Annotated in this window: 15 protein-coding genes; 9 read left to right on the top strand and 6 right to left on the bottom strand. The window is 61.6% G+C overall.

Going from position 1 to position 17,551, the window contains the following annotated elements; genetic code table 11:
* Positions 1–48: 48 nt before the first annotated feature.
* The gene (locus ACWFVE_RS16985; protein WP_447530441.1) at positions 49–1,242 is read right to left on the bottom strand and encodes a cation diffusion facilitator family transporter; all 1,194 of its coding nucleotides are present in this window, start codon (positions 1,240–1,242) and stop codon (positions 49–51) included.
* 179 nt (positions 1,243–1,421) lie between these two features.
* Between ACWFVE_RS16985 and ACWFVE_RS16980 the strand changes: the two genes are divergently transcribed.
* The 5 genes from ACWFVE_RS16980 (at position 1,422) to nhaD (ending at position 8,204) form a co-directional block, all read left to right on the top strand.
* On the top strand, positions 1,422–2,222 hold the full coding sequence (locus ACWFVE_RS16980; RefSeq protein WP_447530440.1) for an undecaprenyl-diphosphate phosphatase: 801 nt from the start codon (positions 1,422–1,424) through the stop codon (positions 2,220–2,222).
* Between the two features lie 27 nt (positions 2,223–2,249).
* Entirely contained in the window at positions 2,250–3,362 is a 1,113-nt protein-coding gene (locus ACWFVE_RS16975) for an FAD:protein FMN transferase (RefSeq protein WP_447530439.1), read from the top strand.
* Position 3,363: 1 nt separating this feature from the next.
* Entirely contained in the window at positions 3,364–4,731 is a 1,368-nt protein-coding gene (gene glmU, locus ACWFVE_RS16970; RefSeq protein ID WP_447530438.1) for a bifunctional UDP-N-acetylglucosamine diphosphorylase/glucosamine-1-phosphate N-acetyltransferase GlmU, read from the top strand.
* A 30-nt stretch (positions 4,732–4,761) separates the two neighbouring features.
* A complete protein-coding gene (gene glmS, locus ACWFVE_RS16965) occupies positions 4,762–6,588 on the top strand; it encodes a glutamine--fructose-6-phosphate transaminase (isomerizing) (protein ID WP_447530437.1) in 1,827 nt (608 codons plus the stop codon).
* A 149-nt stretch (positions 6,589–6,737) separates the two neighbouring features.
* Positions 6,738–8,204 (top strand): sodium:proton antiporter NhaD, encoded by a 1,467-nt coding sequence (gene nhaD / locus ACWFVE_RS16960; protein ID WP_447530436.1) that lies wholly within the window; start codon positions 6,738–6,740, stop codon positions 8,202–8,204.
* Between the two features lie 117 nt (positions 8,205–8,321).
* Here the strand turns inward: nhaD and ACWFVE_RS16955 are convergent, their stop codons facing one another.
* The 3 genes from ACWFVE_RS16955 to ACWFVE_RS16945 form a co-directional block, all read right to left on the bottom strand.
* Positions 8,322–8,936: a CBS domain-containing protein gene (locus ACWFVE_RS16955; RefSeq protein ID WP_447530435.1), complete on the bottom strand. Its 615-nt coding sequence runs from the start codon at positions 8,934–8,936 to the stop codon at positions 8,322–8,324.
* A gap of 130 nt (positions 8,937–9,066) precedes the next feature.
* Positions 9,067–10,461, bottom strand: coding sequence for an ATP-binding protein (locus tag ACWFVE_RS16950; RefSeq protein ID WP_447530434.1), 1,395 nt, complete (start codon positions 10,459–10,461; stop codon positions 9,067–9,069).
* Complete coding sequence (locus ACWFVE_RS16945) at positions 10,458–11,135, bottom strand: response regulator transcription factor (protein WP_447530433.1); 678 nt, start codon at positions 11,133–11,135, stop codon at positions 10,458–10,460. Before ACWFVE_RS16945 ends, ACWFVE_RS16950 begins: the two co-directional genes overlap by 4 nt.
* 71 nt (positions 11,136–11,206) lie before the next feature.
* Between ACWFVE_RS16945 and ACWFVE_RS16940 the strand changes: the two genes are divergently transcribed.
* Together ACWFVE_RS16940 and ACWFVE_RS16935 are read left to right on the top strand one after the other, a co-directional pair.
* Positions 11,207–12,133, top strand: a complete 927-nt coding sequence (locus ACWFVE_RS16940; protein WP_447530432.1) for a GNAT family N-acetyltransferase — start codon at positions 11,207–11,209, stop codon at positions 12,131–12,133.
* 225 nt (positions 12,134–12,358) lie between these two features.
* Positions 12,359–13,114, top strand: coding sequence for a c-type cytochrome (locus tag ACWFVE_RS16935; protein WP_447530431.1), 756 nt, complete (start codon positions 12,359–12,361; stop codon positions 13,112–13,114).
* Positions 13,115–13,171: 57 nt separating this feature from the next.
* On the opposite strand, the gene rep is transcribed toward ACWFVE_RS16935, so the two are convergent.
* Entirely contained in the window at positions 13,172–15,238 is a 2,067-nt protein-coding gene (gene rep / locus ACWFVE_RS16930) for a DNA helicase Rep (RefSeq protein WP_447530430.1), read from the bottom strand.
* Positions 15,239–15,467: 229 nt separating this feature from the next.
* On the opposite strand from rep, the gene ACWFVE_RS16925 reads away from it, so the two are divergent.
* Complete coding sequence (locus tag ACWFVE_RS16925) at positions 15,468–15,932, top strand: tRNA (cytidine(34)-2'-O)-methyltransferase (RefSeq protein WP_447530429.1); 465 nt, start codon at positions 15,468–15,470, stop codon at positions 15,930–15,932.
* Here ACWFVE_RS16925 and pyrE read toward each other — a convergent pair.
* A complete protein-coding gene (pyrE, locus tag ACWFVE_RS16920; protein ID WP_447530428.1) occupies positions 15,927–16,604 on the bottom strand; it encodes an orotate phosphoribosyltransferase in 678 nt (225 codons plus the stop codon). The genes ACWFVE_RS16925 and pyrE overlap by 6 nt on opposite strands.
* A 136-nt stretch (positions 16,605–16,740) precedes the next feature.
* Here pyrE and ACWFVE_RS16915 point away from each other — a divergent pair, with 136 nt between their 5' ends.
* Positions 16,741–17,508: an exodeoxyribonuclease III gene (locus tag ACWFVE_RS16915; protein ID WP_447530427.1), complete on the top strand. Its 768-nt coding sequence runs from the start codon at positions 16,741–16,743 to the stop codon at positions 17,506–17,508.
* Positions 17,509–17,551: the final 43 nt, after the last annotated feature.

Raw genomic sequence — 17,551 nt, 5'->3', positions numbered from 1 at the left:
ACCCTGCGTTGATTCACGATTCACGATTCACGATTCACGATTCACGATTCACCGAAGCGCGCTGCTCGCCGCCCGGGTGATAAAGAGAATCTCCACGTGGCCCAGCCACTCGATATCATTGGCCATGGCCTTGAGTTGGCTGGCCAGGCACTGGGGCGGCTGATGCACGGCGTCGCTGATGATCAGCGACACCGAGACCTTGTTGTCCAGGTAGTGAAGCTGTAATTCGTTCAACGTGCGCCATACCGGGTGGGCGTACCAGCGCTCGTCGAGCGCTGCCTCGACCTCCGGACGAAGCGGCAGCCCCGGCAGCTTGCTCGGGTCGCCTTCACCAGCGTCGTCCTCGGGGTCGATATGAAAGATGACGTCGGTGAGGAGGGGAAACGCGTGGCGCAGCCGGCGGCTCACCTCGTTGCCGATCTCGTGAGCCTCGGACACCGTAATGGTGGGGCCGACCACGATGTGTAGATCGACCATGACCCAGCCCGCGGATTGGCGAGTGCGCAGGTCGTGCACGCTATCAACGCCAGCCACGCTACAGGCCACGTCGTGCATCTGCTGCTGGACGTTTTCGGGGAGTGCGGTATCGACCAGCTCCCGGGCGGATTGCCACAGTAGATCCCAGCCGACCTTACCCACCAAAAGCCCCACCACTACGGCGGCTACCGCGTCCACCCAGCCAAGCCCGAACTGGGCGCCAAGAAGCGCCACCAGCACCACGGCGGTCGAAAGCGCATCGCTTCGCGAGTGCCAGGCATTGGCTTCCAACAATTTAGACTGCACGCGCTTGGCCACGCGCATGGTGTAGCGAAATATCCACTCTTTACTGGCAAGTGCGGCGACGGTGATGGCGATCGCCACGTACCCCGGAGCGCTTACCCCCTCGCCGCTTAACAACCGGTCCAGGCTTGACCAGGCGATGCCGCCGGCGACGAATATCAGGATACTGCCCAGCAATAGCGTGGTCAGCGTTTCGATACGCCCGTGGCCGTAGTGATGATCGTTATCCGGTTCCTGGCGGCCGTAGTGGATCGCGGTCAGCACGAAACCGTCGGTGACCAGGTCCGAGAGCGAGTGGATACCGTCGGCGACCAGCGCCGCCGAGCCGACCAAAAAGCCCACCGCTACCTTGACGATGCTCAAAAGCCCGTCCAGCCAGGCGCCAATGTAGGTCACCCGTTTGGCTTGTTCGTGGTCAAGTGTATGATTTTGAACCACTGACGATTCTACGGTCTGAGACATGGGTACCTTGCAGGGCGTGCACGTTCATTAGAGCCCCATTGTAGCGTATAGCGGCGTAATCTATAGCCCCTTGGCGCTTGTTCGTTGAGAGAAACGGACAATGCGCCAAGAGGCAGGTATTGTTTGCTCGCCTGACAGGTAAACATTCTTTAAATAACGACAGACGAATAGGACAATCCATGGATTGGCTTCAGGTGGTAGTGTTAGCGGTCGTGCAGGGGCTGACCGAATTTTTACCCATTTCAAGTTCCGCTCACCTTATTTTAGTGCCCGTATTGACCGACTGGGACGACCAGGGCCTGGCCTTCGATGTCGCGCTTCACCTGGGCAGTTTGAGCGCGGTCATCCTCTACTTTCGCCGTGAGCTTTGGCAGATGGTGGCTAGCAGCCTGGCAGCGGTGGGTGGCCGGGGCGTCAACCGTGAGGCAACGCTGGCGCTTTGGGTCGTAGTGGCCACGATACCGGTGTGTCTGGCCGGGTTTTTGCTGCAAGACATCGTGGAAGGTCACATGCGCTCCACGCTGGTGATCGCCATCAGTCTGATCGTCTTTGGCCTGGTGCTGGGCTACGCCGATTGGAAAAAGCGCGGCACCCGCTCCGAGTACGATATGCGCTTGAGGGATGCGCTGTTTATCGGCGCCGCCCAGATACTCGCGCTGATCCCCGGTACCTCGCGCTCGGGGATCACCATTACCGCCGCGCTGATGGCGGGCATGAGCCGTGAAAGCGCCTCGCGGTTCTCGTTTCTGCTTTCCATTCCTGTCATTATATTAGCCGGTGGGCTCGAGACGTTTAAGCTTGCAAGCAAAGGCGCCTCGGTCGACGTGCCGGTCATGCTGGGCGCGACGGTGCTGTCGGGCATCAGTGCTTACCTGTGTATCCACTACTTTTTAGCGGTGATTAAAAAGCTGAGCATGCAGCCGTTCGTCATCTATCGTGTGCTGTTCGGCGCTTGGCTTTTGTGGTTTTTTTATTTCTAATGCCTGGGCGTTTTAAAGGGACCCTACATGAAAAACTATTCGCCGAGGTTGTGCCACGCCGCGTTTTTGCTGATGGCGCTGCTGCTTTTGGGCTGCTCCGAACAAGACCGCCCGCTTGATTCCCCCGTACGCTTCGAAGGCGGCATTTTTGGCACGTTTTATCAGGTGACCATTGCCGATTCGCTCACCCAAGGCGAAGCTCAAACGCTGGAAGAAAGTATTCTTGTCGAGCTCGAAGACGTCGACCAGGCAATGTCTACCTACCGCGACGACTCGGAGCTGATTGCGTTCAACAACGCCCCGCTGGGCGAGTGGCAACCGCTTTCCAACGAATTGATCGAAGTAATGGCGATTAGCCAGTCGGTGGCCGAGACGAGTAACGGCGCTTTCGATATCACCATCGGCGAGCTGGTCAATTTGTGGAGTTTTGGGCCCGAGGCCCGCCCCGAAGAGGTTCCTTCCGAGCAGGAACTCGAGGATCGCCTGGCGCGCATCGGCTTCGACGCCGTCGAGGTCGACACCCAGCGCATGCAGGCCAGGCGCAATCGTGATGTTTTCATCGACCTTTCCGGCGTTGCCAAGGGCCACGCAACGGATCGCGTGGCGGCGTATCTGGACCAGCAGGGCATCGAGGATTACCTGGTGAACCTGGGCGGCGACTTGATCTCCCGCGGCCATCGCAGTGAGGCCGACCGGGAGCCCTGGCGCATCGGTATCGAAGTGCCTCAAAACGGCCAGCCCCGGGCCCAGCACGTCATTCCACTGGAGGCGCTGTCGGTGGCGACCTCCGGCGACTACCGCCACTACTTCGAAGCCGACGGCCAGCGTTACGCGCACACCCTCGACCCGCGCACCGGCCGCCCGATTACCCATCGTTTGGCCTCGGTGTCGGTGTTTCACCCCTCCAACGCCTGGGCGGATGCCTGGGCAACCGCGCTTTCGGTGGCGGGGGAAGAGCGTGGCATGCAAATGGCCGTCGACAATGACTTGAGCGTGCTGATGCTCGTCAATATCGGCGAAGAACAGTGGCAGAGCCTGGCAAGCCCCGCTTTCGTCGACTATTTCGGTGAAGCGTTGATGGCCGAGCTGGGTATCGATGCCTGGAACGCCGAGACCTCACCCGCTTCAATCAGGGACTAACATGCAAGAACTCGACATCGTCATCCTCGCCGCCGGTAAAGGGTCGCGGATGCGCTCGCAAACCCCCAAGGTGCTGCATACGCTTGCCGGCAAGACATTGGTACAACACGTGCTCGATACTGCCGCCACGCTCGCGCCTACCCGCACCCACGTAGTGATCGGCCACGGCGGCGAACAGCTTCGCCAAGCCCTGGACGGTCAGGCGGTCACGTTTGCCGAGCAAACCGAGCAAAAAGGCACCGGCCACGCGGTGATGCAGGCTACGCCCGCCTGTGGCAGCGGCAAGGTACTGGTACTTTACGGCGACGTGCCGCTGATTCAGGCCGAGACGCTCACCGCGCTGCTCGAGCAGGTGGACGAGACGCACATGGGGCTTTTGACCGTGACGCTTCCTGATCCCAGCGGCTACGGGCGCATCGTGCGCAACGCCGAGGGCGAGGCGGTGGCCATCGTCGAGCAGAAGGATGCCACTGACGCCGAGCTCGCCATCACCGAGTGCAACACCGGTATCATGGCGATGACCACCGAGCAGCTCGAACGCTGGCTGCCGAAGCTTTCCGACCAGAACGCCCAGGGCGAGTACTACCTGACCGACGTGATTGGCCTGGCAAGCGCGGAGGGCACGACGGTGTGCACCGCCCAGCCGCAAAGCGCCGCCGAGGTCGAAGGGGTCAACAACCGCGCGCAGATGGCGCGGCTCGAACGCACCTATCAGCTCGATTTGGCCGAGGCGCTGATGGCCCAGGGCGTTGCCCTGGCCGACCCGGCAAGGCTCGATGTGCGCGGCACGCTCACCTGCGGCGAAGACGTCTTTATCGACGTGGGCTGTGTGTTCGAAGGCGACGTGCGCCTGGAAAACGACGTACGGGTTGGGCCCTACAGTGTGATTAAAAACAGCGTCATCGGCGCGGAAAGCGTGATCGAAAGCCACAGCGTCATCGAAGATACCTGGAGTGCGGGGCGCAACCGGGTGGGCCCCTTTGCCAGGCTTCGCCCGGGTACCCGGCTGGCGCTCGACGCCAGGGTCGGCAATTTCGTCGAAACCAAGAACGCCGAGGTGGGCGAGGGCAGCAAGATCAACCACCTAAGCTATGTGGGCGACGCCACCCTGGGGCGGGGGGTGAACGTCGGCGCCGGCACGATTACCTGCAACTACGATGGCGCCAACAAGCACCGCACCGTGATCGGCGACGAGGCGTTTATCGGCTCCAACAGCGCCCTGGTTGCCCCGGTCACCGTGGGCGCCGGGGCCACGGTCGGCGCGGGCTCGACGATTACCCAGGATGTCAGCGACCAGGCGCTTGCGCTCACCCGTAGCCCGCAGACGCAAAAAGCGCCCTGGTCGCGCCCGACCAAAAAAACCTCTTGAACCCATCGCCCAAAAGCCAAGGAGAGACCCATGTGTGGCATCGTCGCAGCGGTTGCACAGCGTAACGTACAGGAGATCCTGCTGGAGGGACTCAAACGCCTGGAGTACCGCGGCTACGACTCCTCTGGCATGACGGTGCTTAGCGAGGGGGCCCTAAGGCGCCACCGGGCGGTGGGCAAGGTCGGCGCCCTTGCCGAAAAGCTCGGACGTGAAGCGCTTCCCGGCACCTCGGGCATTGCTCACACGCGCTGGGCCACCCACGGCAAGCCCACCGAGGCGAATGCACACCCGCACCACAGCCAGGACCAGGTGGCCGTGGTGCATAACGGCATCATCGAAAATTTCGAGCCCATCAAGGCGCGCCTCGAAAATGACGGTTACGCGTTCAGCTCACAAACCGACACCGAAGTGATCGCTCACTTGCTCAGCGAGAAGCTGGCCAACGGATCGGATTTGTTCGAAGCGACCCGTTATATCGTCAAAAACCTGGGCGGCGCCTACGCGCTGGGTGTGATGTGCAAAAACGAGCCCGGTGTGGTGGTCGGCGCCCGCCAGGGCAGCCCGCTAGTGGTGGGGGTAGGTATCGACGAGGCGTTTCTCGCCTCGGACCCGATGGCGCTTTTGCCCGTTACCGATCGGTTTATCTATCTGGAAGAGGGCGATCTGGTCGTGCTGCGCGACAAGGGCGCGATCACCGTGGTCGACCGCGACGGCCAGACCGTCGAGCGCCCTATCCACACCTTCGAGCACGGCGACGGTTCGGCGAGCAAGGGCGAGTATCGCCACTATATGCTCAAGGAGATTTTCGAGCAGCCCGCGTTGATGGGCGCGGCCCTTGAAGGCCGGTTAAGTGCTGACGGTGTCCTGGTTGAAAGCTTCGGCCCCGATGCCCACGCACTTTTCGAAAAGGCGCGCCAGATCCACATCATCGCCTGTGGCACCAGTTTTCACGCGGGGCTTGTGGCGCGCTACTGGCTCGAGCGCTACGCCGGTGTACCCGTGCAGGTGGAAGTGGCCTCGGAGTATCGCTACCGCTACCCGGTGGTGCCGGAAGGGACGCTGTTCGTGACGCTCTCCCAGTCCGGGGAAACCGCGGATACCCTGGCGGCGCTGCGCTTTGCCAAAACCCTGGGGTATCTGGGTACGCTTGCGATATGCAACGTACCGGGAAGCTCGCTGGTGCGCGAATCTGACATGGCGCTGATGACCCGGGCCGGCCCGGAGATCGGCGTGGCCTCGACCAAGGCGTTCACCACCCAACTGGTTGCGCTGATGCTTTTGACCCTGAGCGTGGCGAAAGCCAACGGGCGCGGGGATTACGGTGAGATCGTTGAGGTGTTGCGCGAACTGCCCGCGCTTTGCCAAAAGGTGCTGGCGATGGACAGCCAGATCGAGGCGCTTTCCCAGGCGTTTGCCGAAAAGCACCACGCGCTCTTTCTGGGGCGTGGCGCCCACTATCCGGTCGCGCTGGAAGGCGCGCTCAAGCTCAAGGAAATCTCCTACATTCACGCCGAAGCCTACCCCGCCGGCGAGCTCAAACACGGGCCGCTGGCGCTGGTGGACAGCGAAATGCCGGTGATATCAATCGCGCCCAACGATGACCTGCTGGAAAAGCTCAAGTCCAACCTGCAGGAAGTACGCGCCCGGGGCGGGCAGCTTTTCGTTTTTGCCGACGAGAACGTGGGCATCGTCGCCCAGGAAGGCATCGAGGTACTGACGCTACCCCACGTGCACGAAGCGCTGGCGCCGCTGCTCTACACGCTTCCGCTGCAGCTTTTGAGCTACCACGTGGCGGTTCTCAAGGGGACCGACGTCGACCAGCCCCGCAACCTGGCCAAGAGTGTAACCGTCGAGTAGGGCTCATAAACCTTCGTTAATCGACTTTGCAAGGCGCAGTGAATTGGCGCATCTTATGCGCAACCGCTGCGTTGCAACACTTAGTTAGTGTGCTTATCATTTGGCGGTGTCTCTCCATCCCTACTTAAAACGCTCAGGATCCCGCCGCCATGACTTCATCGAACGTCCTTGCAACCCGGTGCTCCAACCGCCGGGGTGCTTGGTTGTTGATTACGCTTCTCCTCCTCGCTTTTCCTTCGCTCTCCTTTGCCGCTGCTGGCCCGCTCGATCTGACCACCACCGTCGCTGGTATTAGCTGTGTGATCATCTTCATTCTCGCCTATGCGCTGGTGATGAGTGAAGAGATCATCCATATGCGCAAGTCCAAACCCGTGCTGGTGGCCGCCGGTCTCATCTGGGCCATCGTTGCCTGGATTTACGTGCAGGCGGGGATGCCCGAGGAGGCCGAAACGGCGTTTCGCGAAACGCTTTTGGAGTACACCGAGCTTTTGCTCTTCTTGCTGGTGGCGATGACCTACATCAACGCCATGGAGGAGCGGCGCATTTTCGATGCGCTGCGCGCCTGGCTCGTGCGCAAGGGGTTTAGCTACCGCAGCCTTTTCTGGATTACCGGCTTTTTGGCCTTCGGCATTTCAGCGATTGCCAACAACATGACCACCGCCATGCTCATGTGTGCGGTGGTGCTCAAGGTCGCCGAAGGCGATAACAAGTTCATCGGCCTTTGCTGTGTGAACGTGGTGGTGGCCTCCAACGCCGGCGGCGCCTTCAGCCCCTTTGGCGATATCACCACGCTGATGGTCTGGCAGGGCGGACAAATTCCCTTCGAGGGTTTCTTCGTACTGCTGATACCGGCGATCATCAACTTCGTCGTGCCCGCCACTATCATGAATTTCTTCATTATCAACCGCCAGCCCGCGGCCTTGACCGAGAACGTCTGGCTCAAGCGCGGCTCGCGGCGCATCATCGCGCTGTTTTTGGTCACCGTTGCGATCTCGGTGCTTTGTCACTCGGTGCTCAACCTGCCGCCGGCCATGGGCATGATGTTCGGCCTGGGGCTTTTGCAGTTTTTTGGCTACTACCTGCGCCAGAGCCTGCCCCGCTCGCTGGAGCGCAAGCGCGAGCGCTACTCCCGCCGGGGGGATTGGAAAAAGCTCGAGCAGTTGGGTAGCGTCGTACCGTTCGATATTTTCAGCCGGATCGCCCGCTCGGAGTGGGACACATTGCTGTTCTTCTACGGGGTCGTGCTGTGTGTCGGCGGTTTGGGCTTCATGGGGTATTTGAGCCTGCTCTCCGAGACCCTCTACGGTAGCTGGAACCCGATCTGGGCCAACGTGGTGCTGGGGCTCATTTCGGCGGTCGTCGATAACATTCCGGTGATGTTCGCGGTGCTTTCCATGGCGCCGGATATGACAGAGGGCAACTGGCTGTTGATCACCCTGACCGCCGGCGTGGGCGGAAGCCTGCTCTCCATGGGCTCGGCGGCGGGCGTGGCCTTGATGGGCCAGGCGCGCGGCATCTACACCTTCGCGGTGCACCTGCGCTGGGTGCCGGCCATTTTGCTGGGCTACGCGGCCAGCATCGGCGCACATCTTTGGATCAACGCGTCGCTGTTTTAAGCCAGGGGCACCGCAGGGTGCCCTTGCCCTGACCAGTTGGTATGAAAGTGTTGGCCAGCCAAACAAAAACCGCCCTCTAAAAGAGGGCGGTTTTTTCGTGATGGGGTGCGGCGCGTTTTATAAATCGTGGCCGGTGATGACCTGGCAAATGTCGGCGAAGCTGCTGGCCATGGGCACCACGGTATTGTCGATCTTGCCATTGCCCTGACCGATGGCGTTTTGAATATCGGTCACTGAAATCAGGCCGCGAACGCTCAAGGCGTGCTCGGCGTTGTGTTCGGTGATCAAAAGATGCTGCTCGGTGAAGCTCTCCATCGAGAGGATCAAATCCTGGATGCTCATGGACGTGAGGTGCTCCATGGGCATGGCGCTGAGTTTTTCCCAGGGCGTCATGATCATTTCGGCGGTGATCTCTTCGCGGTCGAGCTGGCGCTGCTGCATGGCCAGGTTCACCCGGCGGGTGCCGATGACTTCCTTGGCGGTCAAAACACCAACGCAGTGCTCGTTGCGATCGATCACGAACAGAAGCCTTACGCCGCTGTGGCGCATTTTCAGGTGCGCTTCGTTGATCGGGGTATCCGCGGCGATGGACTGCGGCGCTACCTGGGTGAAATCGGTCAGCAGCGAAAGCGCCGGGCTTTGCTGGGTAAGCTCCTTGGCCGCGGGGGTGGTCAAAAGCGGTGTCTGGCCAAACTGAACGAGCGGCTTGGGCTTGCGAACCATTAAATTCATGGCGGTATCTCCGTGATCTGTCAGGGTGCGCAGGCGGTTACGCCTGCTTTATGCTTTCAGATTTACACGGAATCCTTACCACAACCTTAAGGGTGTCCAATTATTGTTTAATCAACATGATAACCAACGGCTATGGTGGTTCGGCGTTGCCGCCTTTGGCCAGCACGGCGCGCACGCGAAGCCCACCCTGGGGGGCGTCTTCCAGGCTTAATTGCCCGGCGTGGCGTTTGACCAAACGCTCGACGATCGAAAGCCCCAGGCCCGCACCGGCCCCCGGGCCCGCGCGCTGAAAGCGCTCCATCGCGCGCAGCCGCTCGCTTTCCACAATCCCCGGGCCCTGATCGTCGACGGTGATCGTGACCGTATCGACGGTGGCGCTGAGCGTTACGGTAATGGTGCTCTGCTGTGGGGCGTGTTGAAGCGCGTTGCCCACCAGGTTCTGGATCAGCGTCTCGATCGCGCCGGGCTCCTCGTTCATTTGCCACGGGGCCTGGTCGTCGGCGTTGAGCAGCAGCTGCTGGCCGCCTTTCGCCGCCAGAGGGGAGAGCTTTGCCAGGGTTTCGCGTGCCTCGATGGCTACGTCGACCTGCCTCGAGGCCGGGTGTGCGTCGGTGTCCGGGTCCAGCCGCGCCAATGTGAGCAGTTGGCTGACCAGGCGGGTAGAGCGGGCCACGCCGTCGCGCAGCCGCGTCAGCGACGCTTCGCGGTCGTGGGCGTTATCGGCAGCCAGGGCGTTCTGAGCGTGAAGGTCGAGCACGGCAAGCGGGGTGCGAAGCTCGTGGGCGGCGTCGGCGATAAAGCGCTTCTCGCGCACGCGCAGGCGGCTGACCCGTTCGAGCAATCGGTTGAGGGCGCCGGCGATGGTATCGAGTTCAAACGGCAGCGGCTCGCGCGGCAGCGGCTTCAAATTATTGGGGTCGCGGCTTCTGATCTGCTCGGCCATGCGCGAAAGCGGCGCCAACCCCCAGCCGATCGACCACCATAAAAGCACCGTTAATAGCGGCAGGCCCAAAAGGTCCGGCAACAAGGTGCGCAGCGCCACCGTGGTAATCAGCTCGTCGCGCATGTCTTCGCGCTCGCCGACCACCACCTGGCGGGCGGTGTTGGGCACGTCCAGCACGTAAATTCGCCACTCGGCATCGCCAAGCTCTAGCGACGAATAGCCGGAGGGCTGCTGATTCAGCGAAGCCTGTGGGGCGTTGGCAGAGCGCAGTAGCAGTGTATCCGCTTCCCACAGTTGAAAGACGAGCTGACTTTCGTAGCGGTGGCCCGCCGCGTGCTCGGGGGCCTCGTTGGCCGTGCGCAGCGCGTCTTCCAGGCTGCCCAACAGCACCGCCCGGTCGGCCTCGGGCAGCGGCGCGCGCAGCAGGCCCTCCAACAGGCGCGCGTTTTGCGACAGGCTGGCGTCGTAAAGCTCTTCGATCTCCTGGGCGGCGTAGCGGTAGCTGATGAACCCGATGACCAGCATGCTGAGCCCGAACACCAGCAGCGTAAGCCCCAGCGTGCGCTGGCGAAGCGACTTCATGAGGCCGACCCCGAGGCCGCTTTATCCATTACGTAGCCAATACCGCGCACCGTGCGTACCGCATCGCTGAACAGTTTGCGGCGCAGGTGATGCACGTGCACTTCGATGGCGTTGCTCTCGACGTCCTCCTCCCAGCCGTAAAGCAGTTGAGCGAGCGTATCCCGGGTAAATACGCGGCCGGGGTGGCTCATGAACTCCTGCAACAGGGTCAGCTCGCGACGCGAGAGCGCAATCTCCTGGCCCTGGTAGGTCACGCAAAGTGTGTCCGGGTCGAGTACGATGCCCCGGCAGGTCAACTGCGAGCTCACCTGGCCTTGACTTCGCCGCAGCAGCGCGCGCAGACGCGCTTTGAGCTCTTCGACTTCGAAGGGCTTGGTGAGGTAGTCGTCGGCGCCGGCGTCGAGCCCGGCAATGCGGCTGTCCACGTCGTCGCGGGCGGTCAGCACCAGCACCGGTACCTGGACGCCCTGGCGGCGGGCACCTTCCAGCACCGCCATGCCGTCCAGCCGGGGAAGCCCCAAATCCAGAATGACGGCGTCGAAAACTTCGTTTTTCAAGGCGTTCAACGCCGCGGTACCTTCGCTAAGATGGTCCACGGTATAGTGCTCGGGCTTCAGGGCCAGGCGAATGCCGGAGGCCAGGCTGGGATCGTCTTCGACCAGCAGTATACGCATAGGGGCGGATGACTCCTTTCATTCACAGCGGGCTCGTTCAGGGGCTATCGCAACGCGCCGGAAAACCTAACATGCCATGTCACGAGGCTTTCGACCACTCCTACCTTGGCCCTTGTCCTACCCATCGACGGTTGGAGGCGCTAAGCCACCTGGCCGCGTTTTATGACCCGGCACAGCAGTCGGCTCTGAAAGCCTCTTTGGAGCGCGCCCAGGCCGGCCCGCCGCTCAATTGGGAAGGCTTTTGGATCATCACGCGCGCAGAGCGCATCGAGGCCACCCTTTGGGTAGAGCCGCTGGCCGACGCCACCGCCCAGGTTTGGCTACCCGCCCGGCAAAATAGCGCCGCCGAGGCGTTACTCGCCGGTGTCCATCGGTGGGTAAGCCGCCAAGGCTTCGATCTTTGCCACGTCATGCTAAGCAGTGGGCAAAGCGACTGGGCGGCGATGCTGGCGGCGAGCGGGATGGAGCGCATCGCCCGGGTGGCGCATTTGCGGGCGCCCTGCGCGGCGACGGACACCGCCTCGTCGCCTCTTCTCATGGCGCCCTTTGGCGGGCTGAGCCGGGCGCGTCAGCTCGCGCTTTTGCGCGCCATTAGCGAAGCGTCGCTGGACTGCCCGGCGCTGCTCGAGGCACTGTCTATGGAGACCCTATTAGCCGGATTTTACGCCCAGGCGCCGGCAGCGCCGCGCCATTGGTACCAGGCCATCTACAAGGGCGAGACCGTCGGCGTTTTGCTGCTGGCCCCGCAAACGTCGTCGAGCTGGGAGCTGCAACTGATGGGGATCGTTCCGGCCTGGCGCGGCAAGGGGCTGGGCCAGGCGCTTGTCGAGCAGGCGAAGGCGCTGACCCACCAGGGCGGCGCCCACACGCTCACGCTAACGGTCGATGCGCACAATACGCCCGCCTGGCAGGCCTACACCCGGGCCGGTTTCAGCGGCGATAGCACCCAGCAGCTCTACGCATGGCGCCGGGAAGAGCCCAGGGGTCGAACCGGCTGACGCAAGGGGGCAGAAGAGCGGGTTTGACAAGGTCGTCATGGCGCGAGTTTTTACTCTATACTGAGCGCGTTCCATTAAGGAATACCTGTCTACTCATGGAGGAATCGCAATGAAAATTATCCTGGGCATCATCGTATTCATTTTTCTTGTCGGGCTTTTGACGCTGACCGGTGTCTTTAACCTCATTTTCTGATCCCGCGGCCCCAGGCAGGCGCCGCTCTGCCGATGCTTTACGATTGGATCGCTACACGCGCTGGTATCACGCCTTCTACGCACCAAGGGGCGCGATGCCAGCGTTTGACGTTAACGGTCGCGTTTTATAGGGGGTCCGGAGTGAATTTCAAGCGCGTGGCAGGGGCTTTATTAAGCGTTGTCTCAAGTTTTGTGTGGGCTGATAACGACGCGTTGAGAGCGCAAGGCGAGGCGGTCTACGACCGGCTTTGTATGGCGTGCCACCAAACCGGGGTGGCCAGTGCGCCGATTCGCGGTGATAGCGAGGCCTGGGAGGCCCGCCTGCCCCAAGGCTTCGAGGTACTTTTACGCCACGCCATCGACGGGGCCGGCGCGATGCCGCCGCGCGGAGGCAACCCCAATCTTTCCGACGACGAAATGCGCGCAGCGACGTTCTATCTGGTCGAGCCCGTGATGGAGGAGCCGGCGCCGGAGCAACGAGACGAAGCGCCAACCGAGCCCTCAGCCCCCGACCCCACTGACGACGAAGAGGGCGCTTCCCACCACCAACTCGATGGTGAAGCGCTTTACGCCCGCGCCCGGTGCGCCTCCTGCCACGCCACCGGCATTGCCGGTGCCCCGGCGCTTGGCGATTCCAACGCCTGGGGCGAGCGCCTGGATAAAGACCCCGACGTGCTCTATCAAAGCGTGATTGCCGGTAAAGGGGTGATGCCGCCCCGCGGTGCGAGCACCGCTTCCGACGACGAGCTCAAGGCGATGGTCGACTTCATGGTCGAGCGTTCTCGCTAGCTCACTTCGTTTATTCACAGCCGCATCAAACGAAGGCGCTGTGGATAACCCAAGCCGCTAGTCGAGCAGCGAGCGCAGCCCGGCGATGGCATCCTTGCCACGCGCCTGCTTTTTAACCGGGTCCTCTTTATCGGCGCGGCCTTCCCAGTCGAGATCCTCCGCGGGCAGCTCGTCCAAAAAGCGGCTGGGCTGGCAGTCCATCAGCTCGCCGTAGGTCTTACGCTGGCGAGCGAGCGTCATCGTCAGCGTACGCCGCGCGCGGGTGATGCCCACGTAAGCCAAACGGCGCTCCTCTTCCACCGTGCCGACCTCGATGGCGTTGCGGTGAGGCAGCAAGTCCTCTTCCAACCCCATCAGGTAGACATGAGGAAACTCGAGGCCTTTGGAGGCGTGCATGGTCAAAAGCTGTACACGGTCCGAGTCGTCCTCCTCGGCCTGCTGCTCGAGAATATCGCGCAGCACCAGCCGCGAAATGGCGGCTTCGACGCCGTCGGTTTCTGTGGCGGTGGAGTCGTCGTCCTCTTCTGGGTCGCGGTTGAGCGACTTTTCGAGCTGGTCGATTAGAATCCACACGTTGGCCATGCGCCGCTCGGCGATGGTCGGCGCGCTGGCGTTTTGATAAAGCCAAGCTTCGTAGTCCATATCGCGCAGCATATCGCGAATGGCAGCGATGGCATCGCCCTGGTCCATGCGTTTGCGCACGCCTTCTATAAAGTGGGTAAAGCGCGCGAGCCGCTCCACCGCTTTGGTAGGCAGCACCTGCTCGAGGCCCAGCTCCCGGCAGGCGTTAAAAAGCGAGGTATTGCGCCCGGTGGTCTGGTCGTTGGCGTAGTTGGCGAGCTTTTCAAGCGTGCCCGGGCCGATCTCCCGGCGCGGCACGTTGACGATGCGCAAAAAAGCGTTGTCATCAGCCGGGTTGATCAAAAGGCGCAGGTAGGCCATGGCGTCCTTGATCTCGTTGCGCGAGAAAAACGACGTGCCGCCGGAGAGCTTGTAGGGAATCTGGTAGTGCTGAAGCTTCAACTCCAAAAGCCTGGCCTGGAAGTTGCCCCGGTAGAGCACCGCGAAGTCGCGCCACTCGGCACGCTCCTTGATGCGCCGGGTGAGCATTTCGCTGGCCACGCGCTCGGCCTCGGCCTCTTCGTGGCGGTTGACCACCACGCGGATCGGCGCGCCGTCGCCCATGTCCGACCAAAGGGTCTTATCGTAAACGTGGGGGTTGTTGGCAATCAGCGTGTTCGCCGCACGCAGAATGGTCCCGGTGGAGCGGTAGTTTTGCTCGAGCTTGATGACGTTGAGCCGGGGAAAGTCCTCGCCCAGGGTCACCAGGTTTTCCGGCCGCGCCCCGCGCCAGGCGTAAATCGACTGGTCATCGTCGCCGACCACCGTGAAGGTGGCACACTCGGCCATCAACAGCTTCACCAGCAGGTACTGAGACACGTTGGTGTCCTGGTACTCGTCCACCAGCATGTAGTGGATCTTGCGCCGCCAGCGGGCCAGCGCCTCGGCATCGTTTTGTAAAAGCACCACCGGCAGCAGAATCAGATCGTCGAAATCCACCGCGTTGTAGGCTTTCAGGTGGCGGTTGTAGGCTTCATAGACGCGCGCGGCGAACTGCTCGTCTTCGTCTTCGGCATGGGAGAGCGCCTGACCCGGCAGTACCAGGTCGTTCTTCCAGGTGGAAATCTTGCCCTGCACCGAATTGATCTGCTCGGCGTCGACCTGGGCGTCCTTGTTCATCAGATCGCGCAAAAGCGCCTTGGCGTCTTCCGGGTCGAAAAGCGAAAAGCCGGGCTTGTAGCCCAGAGTCTTGAGCTCGCCGCGAATGATGTTGAGGCCCAGGGTGTGAAAGGTCGACACGGTCAGGCCGTGGCCCTCCTTGCCCTTGAGCATCTGGCCCACGCGCTCTTTCATCTCCCGGGCGGCCTTGTTGGTGAAGGTGACCGCCGCGATCCGCCGGGCGCTCATCCCGCACTCCTGCACCAGATACGCGATCTTGGTGGTGATCACGCTGGTTTTGCCCGACCCCGCCCCGGCAAGGACCAGGCAGGGGCCATCGATATACCGAACAGCCTCTTGCTGGCGCGGATTAAGGCCTTTGATGCGGCTTAAAATAGAGGACATGGACACTACCTGGCAGGAAAGCGGGACGCTTTGGCCGTATCATACAGGGCGGCGGGTCGAAGGCGAAACCGGTGAATAAATACGTCGAATGGAGTCAAAAAAATCTTTTCTAACATTAGACCAAAGTTCTATAAGAGTTTGTATAATACCGCGCCACCGCTGGGCGAAATCGTCACCCGGCGGGGGCGTGCCACCGGAGCGACGTTGTGCAGGCCAAAGGGTACTCGTCATGTTTGAAGTAGCGTTGTTCGAGCCGCGCATGGCGCCCAATACGGGCAACATCATGCGCCTGGTCGCCAATAACGGCTGCCGGCTTCACCTGATCGAGCCGTTGGGCTTTGATCTTGAAGAGAAAAAGCTGCGCCGCGCCGGGCTCGACTATCGGGATCTGGCCAACGTGACGCGCCACGCCGACTTTGCGGCGTTTGCAAAGGCCATGGCCGGGCGCACCATGTGGGCCATTACGACCAAAGGGGGAAGAGCGCACAGCGAGGCGGCGTTTGCCCCAGGGGACGTGCTGCTGTTCGGCTCGGAAACCGGTGGTTTATCGGCCGAGGTGCACGCAGCACTGGCAGAGGAGCAGAAGCTTCGTATCCCCATGCAGCCCAATAACCGCAGCCTGAATTTGTCCAACGCTGTGGCGGTGGTGAGTTTCGAGGCCTGGCGGCAGCAGGGCTACAAAGGCGCGCTATAGCGCCTGGGAAGCCACCACGCCGTAGCGGTCGCGGTAGGCGCGTACCGCCTCGGCGTAGGCGAGCATCTCGCCGCCTTCGTGCTCTTCGAGATATTCAAGTACTTGCTCGAGAGTGACGATACTTACCACGGGCATGGCGTACTGGTCGCTCACTTCCTGTAGGGCACTCTTCGCGCCCTGGCCGCGCTCCTGGCGGTCCAGCGCTATGATCACCCCGGCGGCGTGGGCGTTTTCGGCCTCGATCAGCGCCATGACCTCGCGAATGGCGGTGCCCGCCGTGATCACGTCGTCGATGATCAGAATATTGCCGGCAAGCGGCGCGCCGACGATATTGCCGCCTTCACCGTGGGCCTTGGCCTCCTTGCGATTGAACGCGTAAGGCATGTCCTGGTCATGGTGGTCGGCCAAAGCGGCGGCGGTGACGGCGGCCAGTGGAATGCCCTTGTAGGCCGGGCCAAAGAGCACGTCGGCCTCGAGGTCGCTGTCCATGATGGCCTGGGCGTAAAAGCGGCCCAGCTTGGCCAAGGCGCGGCCGGTTTGGAACAAACCTGCGTTGAAGAAATAGGGGCTGACGCGCCCGGACTTAAGCGTGAACTCGCCGAATTTAAGCACGCCCTGCTCAATAGCGAAGGCAATGAAGTCGCGCTGATAGGGTTTTAAAGTCGCAGTCACGGCGATGGTCTCTTAAGCAAAAATGTGAGTGAACGTAACCGTTAATGATCAGGTAAATAGTCTGATTAAGCTTGCCTATTTACCCAAACGTCTAAACGTCGGGTATCATACAGCAGCGACGCAAAAGGGACGATTTATGAAAATTGCCAGCATTAATGTCAATGGTATACGTGATGCCGTCGACCGTGGCTTCCTGGACTGGCTGGCTCAGCAGGATGTCGACGTGGTCTGCGTGCAGAACCTCAAAGCCAAGAGCTTTGAGCTGGGCGACCATATCCTCTATCCGGAAGGTTTCGAAGGCTACTTTTTGGACGCCGAAGAGGATGGCTTCGCCGGTGTCGGTTTATATTGCCGCAAGATTCCCAAAGCCATCATGTACGGGCTGGGCTTTCCCCAGTGCGACCACGAAGGGCGCTTTTTGCAGGCGGACTACGACCGTTTCAGTATCGCTACCTTCCTGATGCCCGACGGCTCCGATCAAAAAGCCAAACAGGCCTTCATGGAGCAGTACCAGGAGTACCTGACGAAGATGTCGCGCAAACGCCGCGAATACATCATCTGCGGCACTTGGCACGTCGCCCATAAAACCGTGGATCTGGCCAACTGGTCCGACAACCAGCTCACCTCGGGCTTTCGCCCGGAAGAGCGCGCCTGGATGGACCAGGTGCTCGGCCCGACCGGCTTCATCGACACCTTCCGCGAGATCAATCGCGACGCCGGTGAGTATACCTGGTGGCCGAAACTCGACCAGCAGGTTCCTCGCGACCGCCAGGAAGGTTGGCGCATCGACTACCAGCTGGTCGGCCCGAACTTTCGCCGCCACGTGGTCGACGCCTGGATCGACTATGACGCGACCTTCTCCGAGTACGCCCCGCTGATCGTCGAGTACGACCTGGCCCTTTAAGGCCGAGCGACTTCCCGCGTCGCGCCGGTAGTCACTTTCAAGT

The sequence above is a fragment of the Vreelandella mediterranea genome (assembly GCF_970647075.1).
This window is presented reverse-complemented; position numbering and strand designations above follow the sequence as displayed.

Bases quoted from the DNA above. Each gene is read 5' to 3' on its own strand.
- ACWFVE_RS16950 (WP_447530434.1), bottom strand. From the start codon at position 10,461: ATGAAGTCGCTTCGCCAGCGCACGCTGGGGCTTACGCTGCTGGTGTTC.
- glmS (WP_447530437.1), top strand. From the start codon at position 4,762: ATGTGTGGCATCGTCGCAGCGGTTGCACAGCGTAACGTACAGGAGATC.
- ACWFVE_RS16935 (WP_447530431.1), top strand. From the start codon at position 12,359: ATGCTTTACGATTGGATCGCTACACGCGCTGGTATCACGCCTTCTACG.
- nhaD (WP_447530436.1), top strand. From the start codon at position 6,738: ATGACTTCATCGAACGTCCTTGCAACCCGGTGCTCCAACCGCCGGGGT.
- glmU (WP_447530438.1), top strand. From the start codon at position 3,364: ATGCAAGAACTCGACATCGTCATCCTCGCCGCCGGTAAAGGGTCGCGG.
- ACWFVE_RS16945 (WP_447530433.1), bottom strand. From the start codon at position 11,135: ATGCGTATACTGCTGGTCGAAGACGATCCCAGCCTGGCCTCCGGCATT.
- ACWFVE_RS16915 (WP_447530427.1), top strand. From the start codon at position 16,741: ATGAAAATTGCCAGCATTAATGTCAATGGTATACGTGATGCCGTCGAC.
- ACWFVE_RS16925 (WP_447530429.1), top strand. From the start codon at position 15,468: ATGTTTGAAGTAGCGTTGTTCGAGCCGCGCATGGCGCCCAATACGGGC.
- rep (WP_447530430.1), bottom strand. From the start codon at position 15,238: ATGTCCTCTATTTTAAGCCGCATCAAAGGCCTTAATCCGCGCCAGCAA.
- ACWFVE_RS16985 (WP_447530441.1), bottom strand. From the start codon at position 1,242: ATGTCTCAGACCGTAGAATCGTCAGTGGTTCAAAATCATACACTTGAC.
- ACWFVE_RS16940 (WP_447530432.1), top strand. From the start codon at position 11,207: ATGCCATGTCACGAGGCTTTCGACCACTCCTACCTTGGCCCTTGTCCT.
- ACWFVE_RS16980 (WP_447530440.1), top strand. From the start codon at position 1,422: ATGGATTGGCTTCAGGTGGTAGTGTTAGCGGTCGTGCAGGGGCTGACC.
- ACWFVE_RS16975 (WP_447530439.1), top strand. From the start codon at position 2,250: ATGAAAAACTATTCGCCGAGGTTGTGCCACGCCGCGTTTTTGCTGATG.
- ACWFVE_RS16955 (WP_447530435.1), bottom strand. From the start codon at position 8,936: ATGAATTTAATGGTTCGCAAGCCCAAGCCGCTCGTTCAGTTTGGCCAG.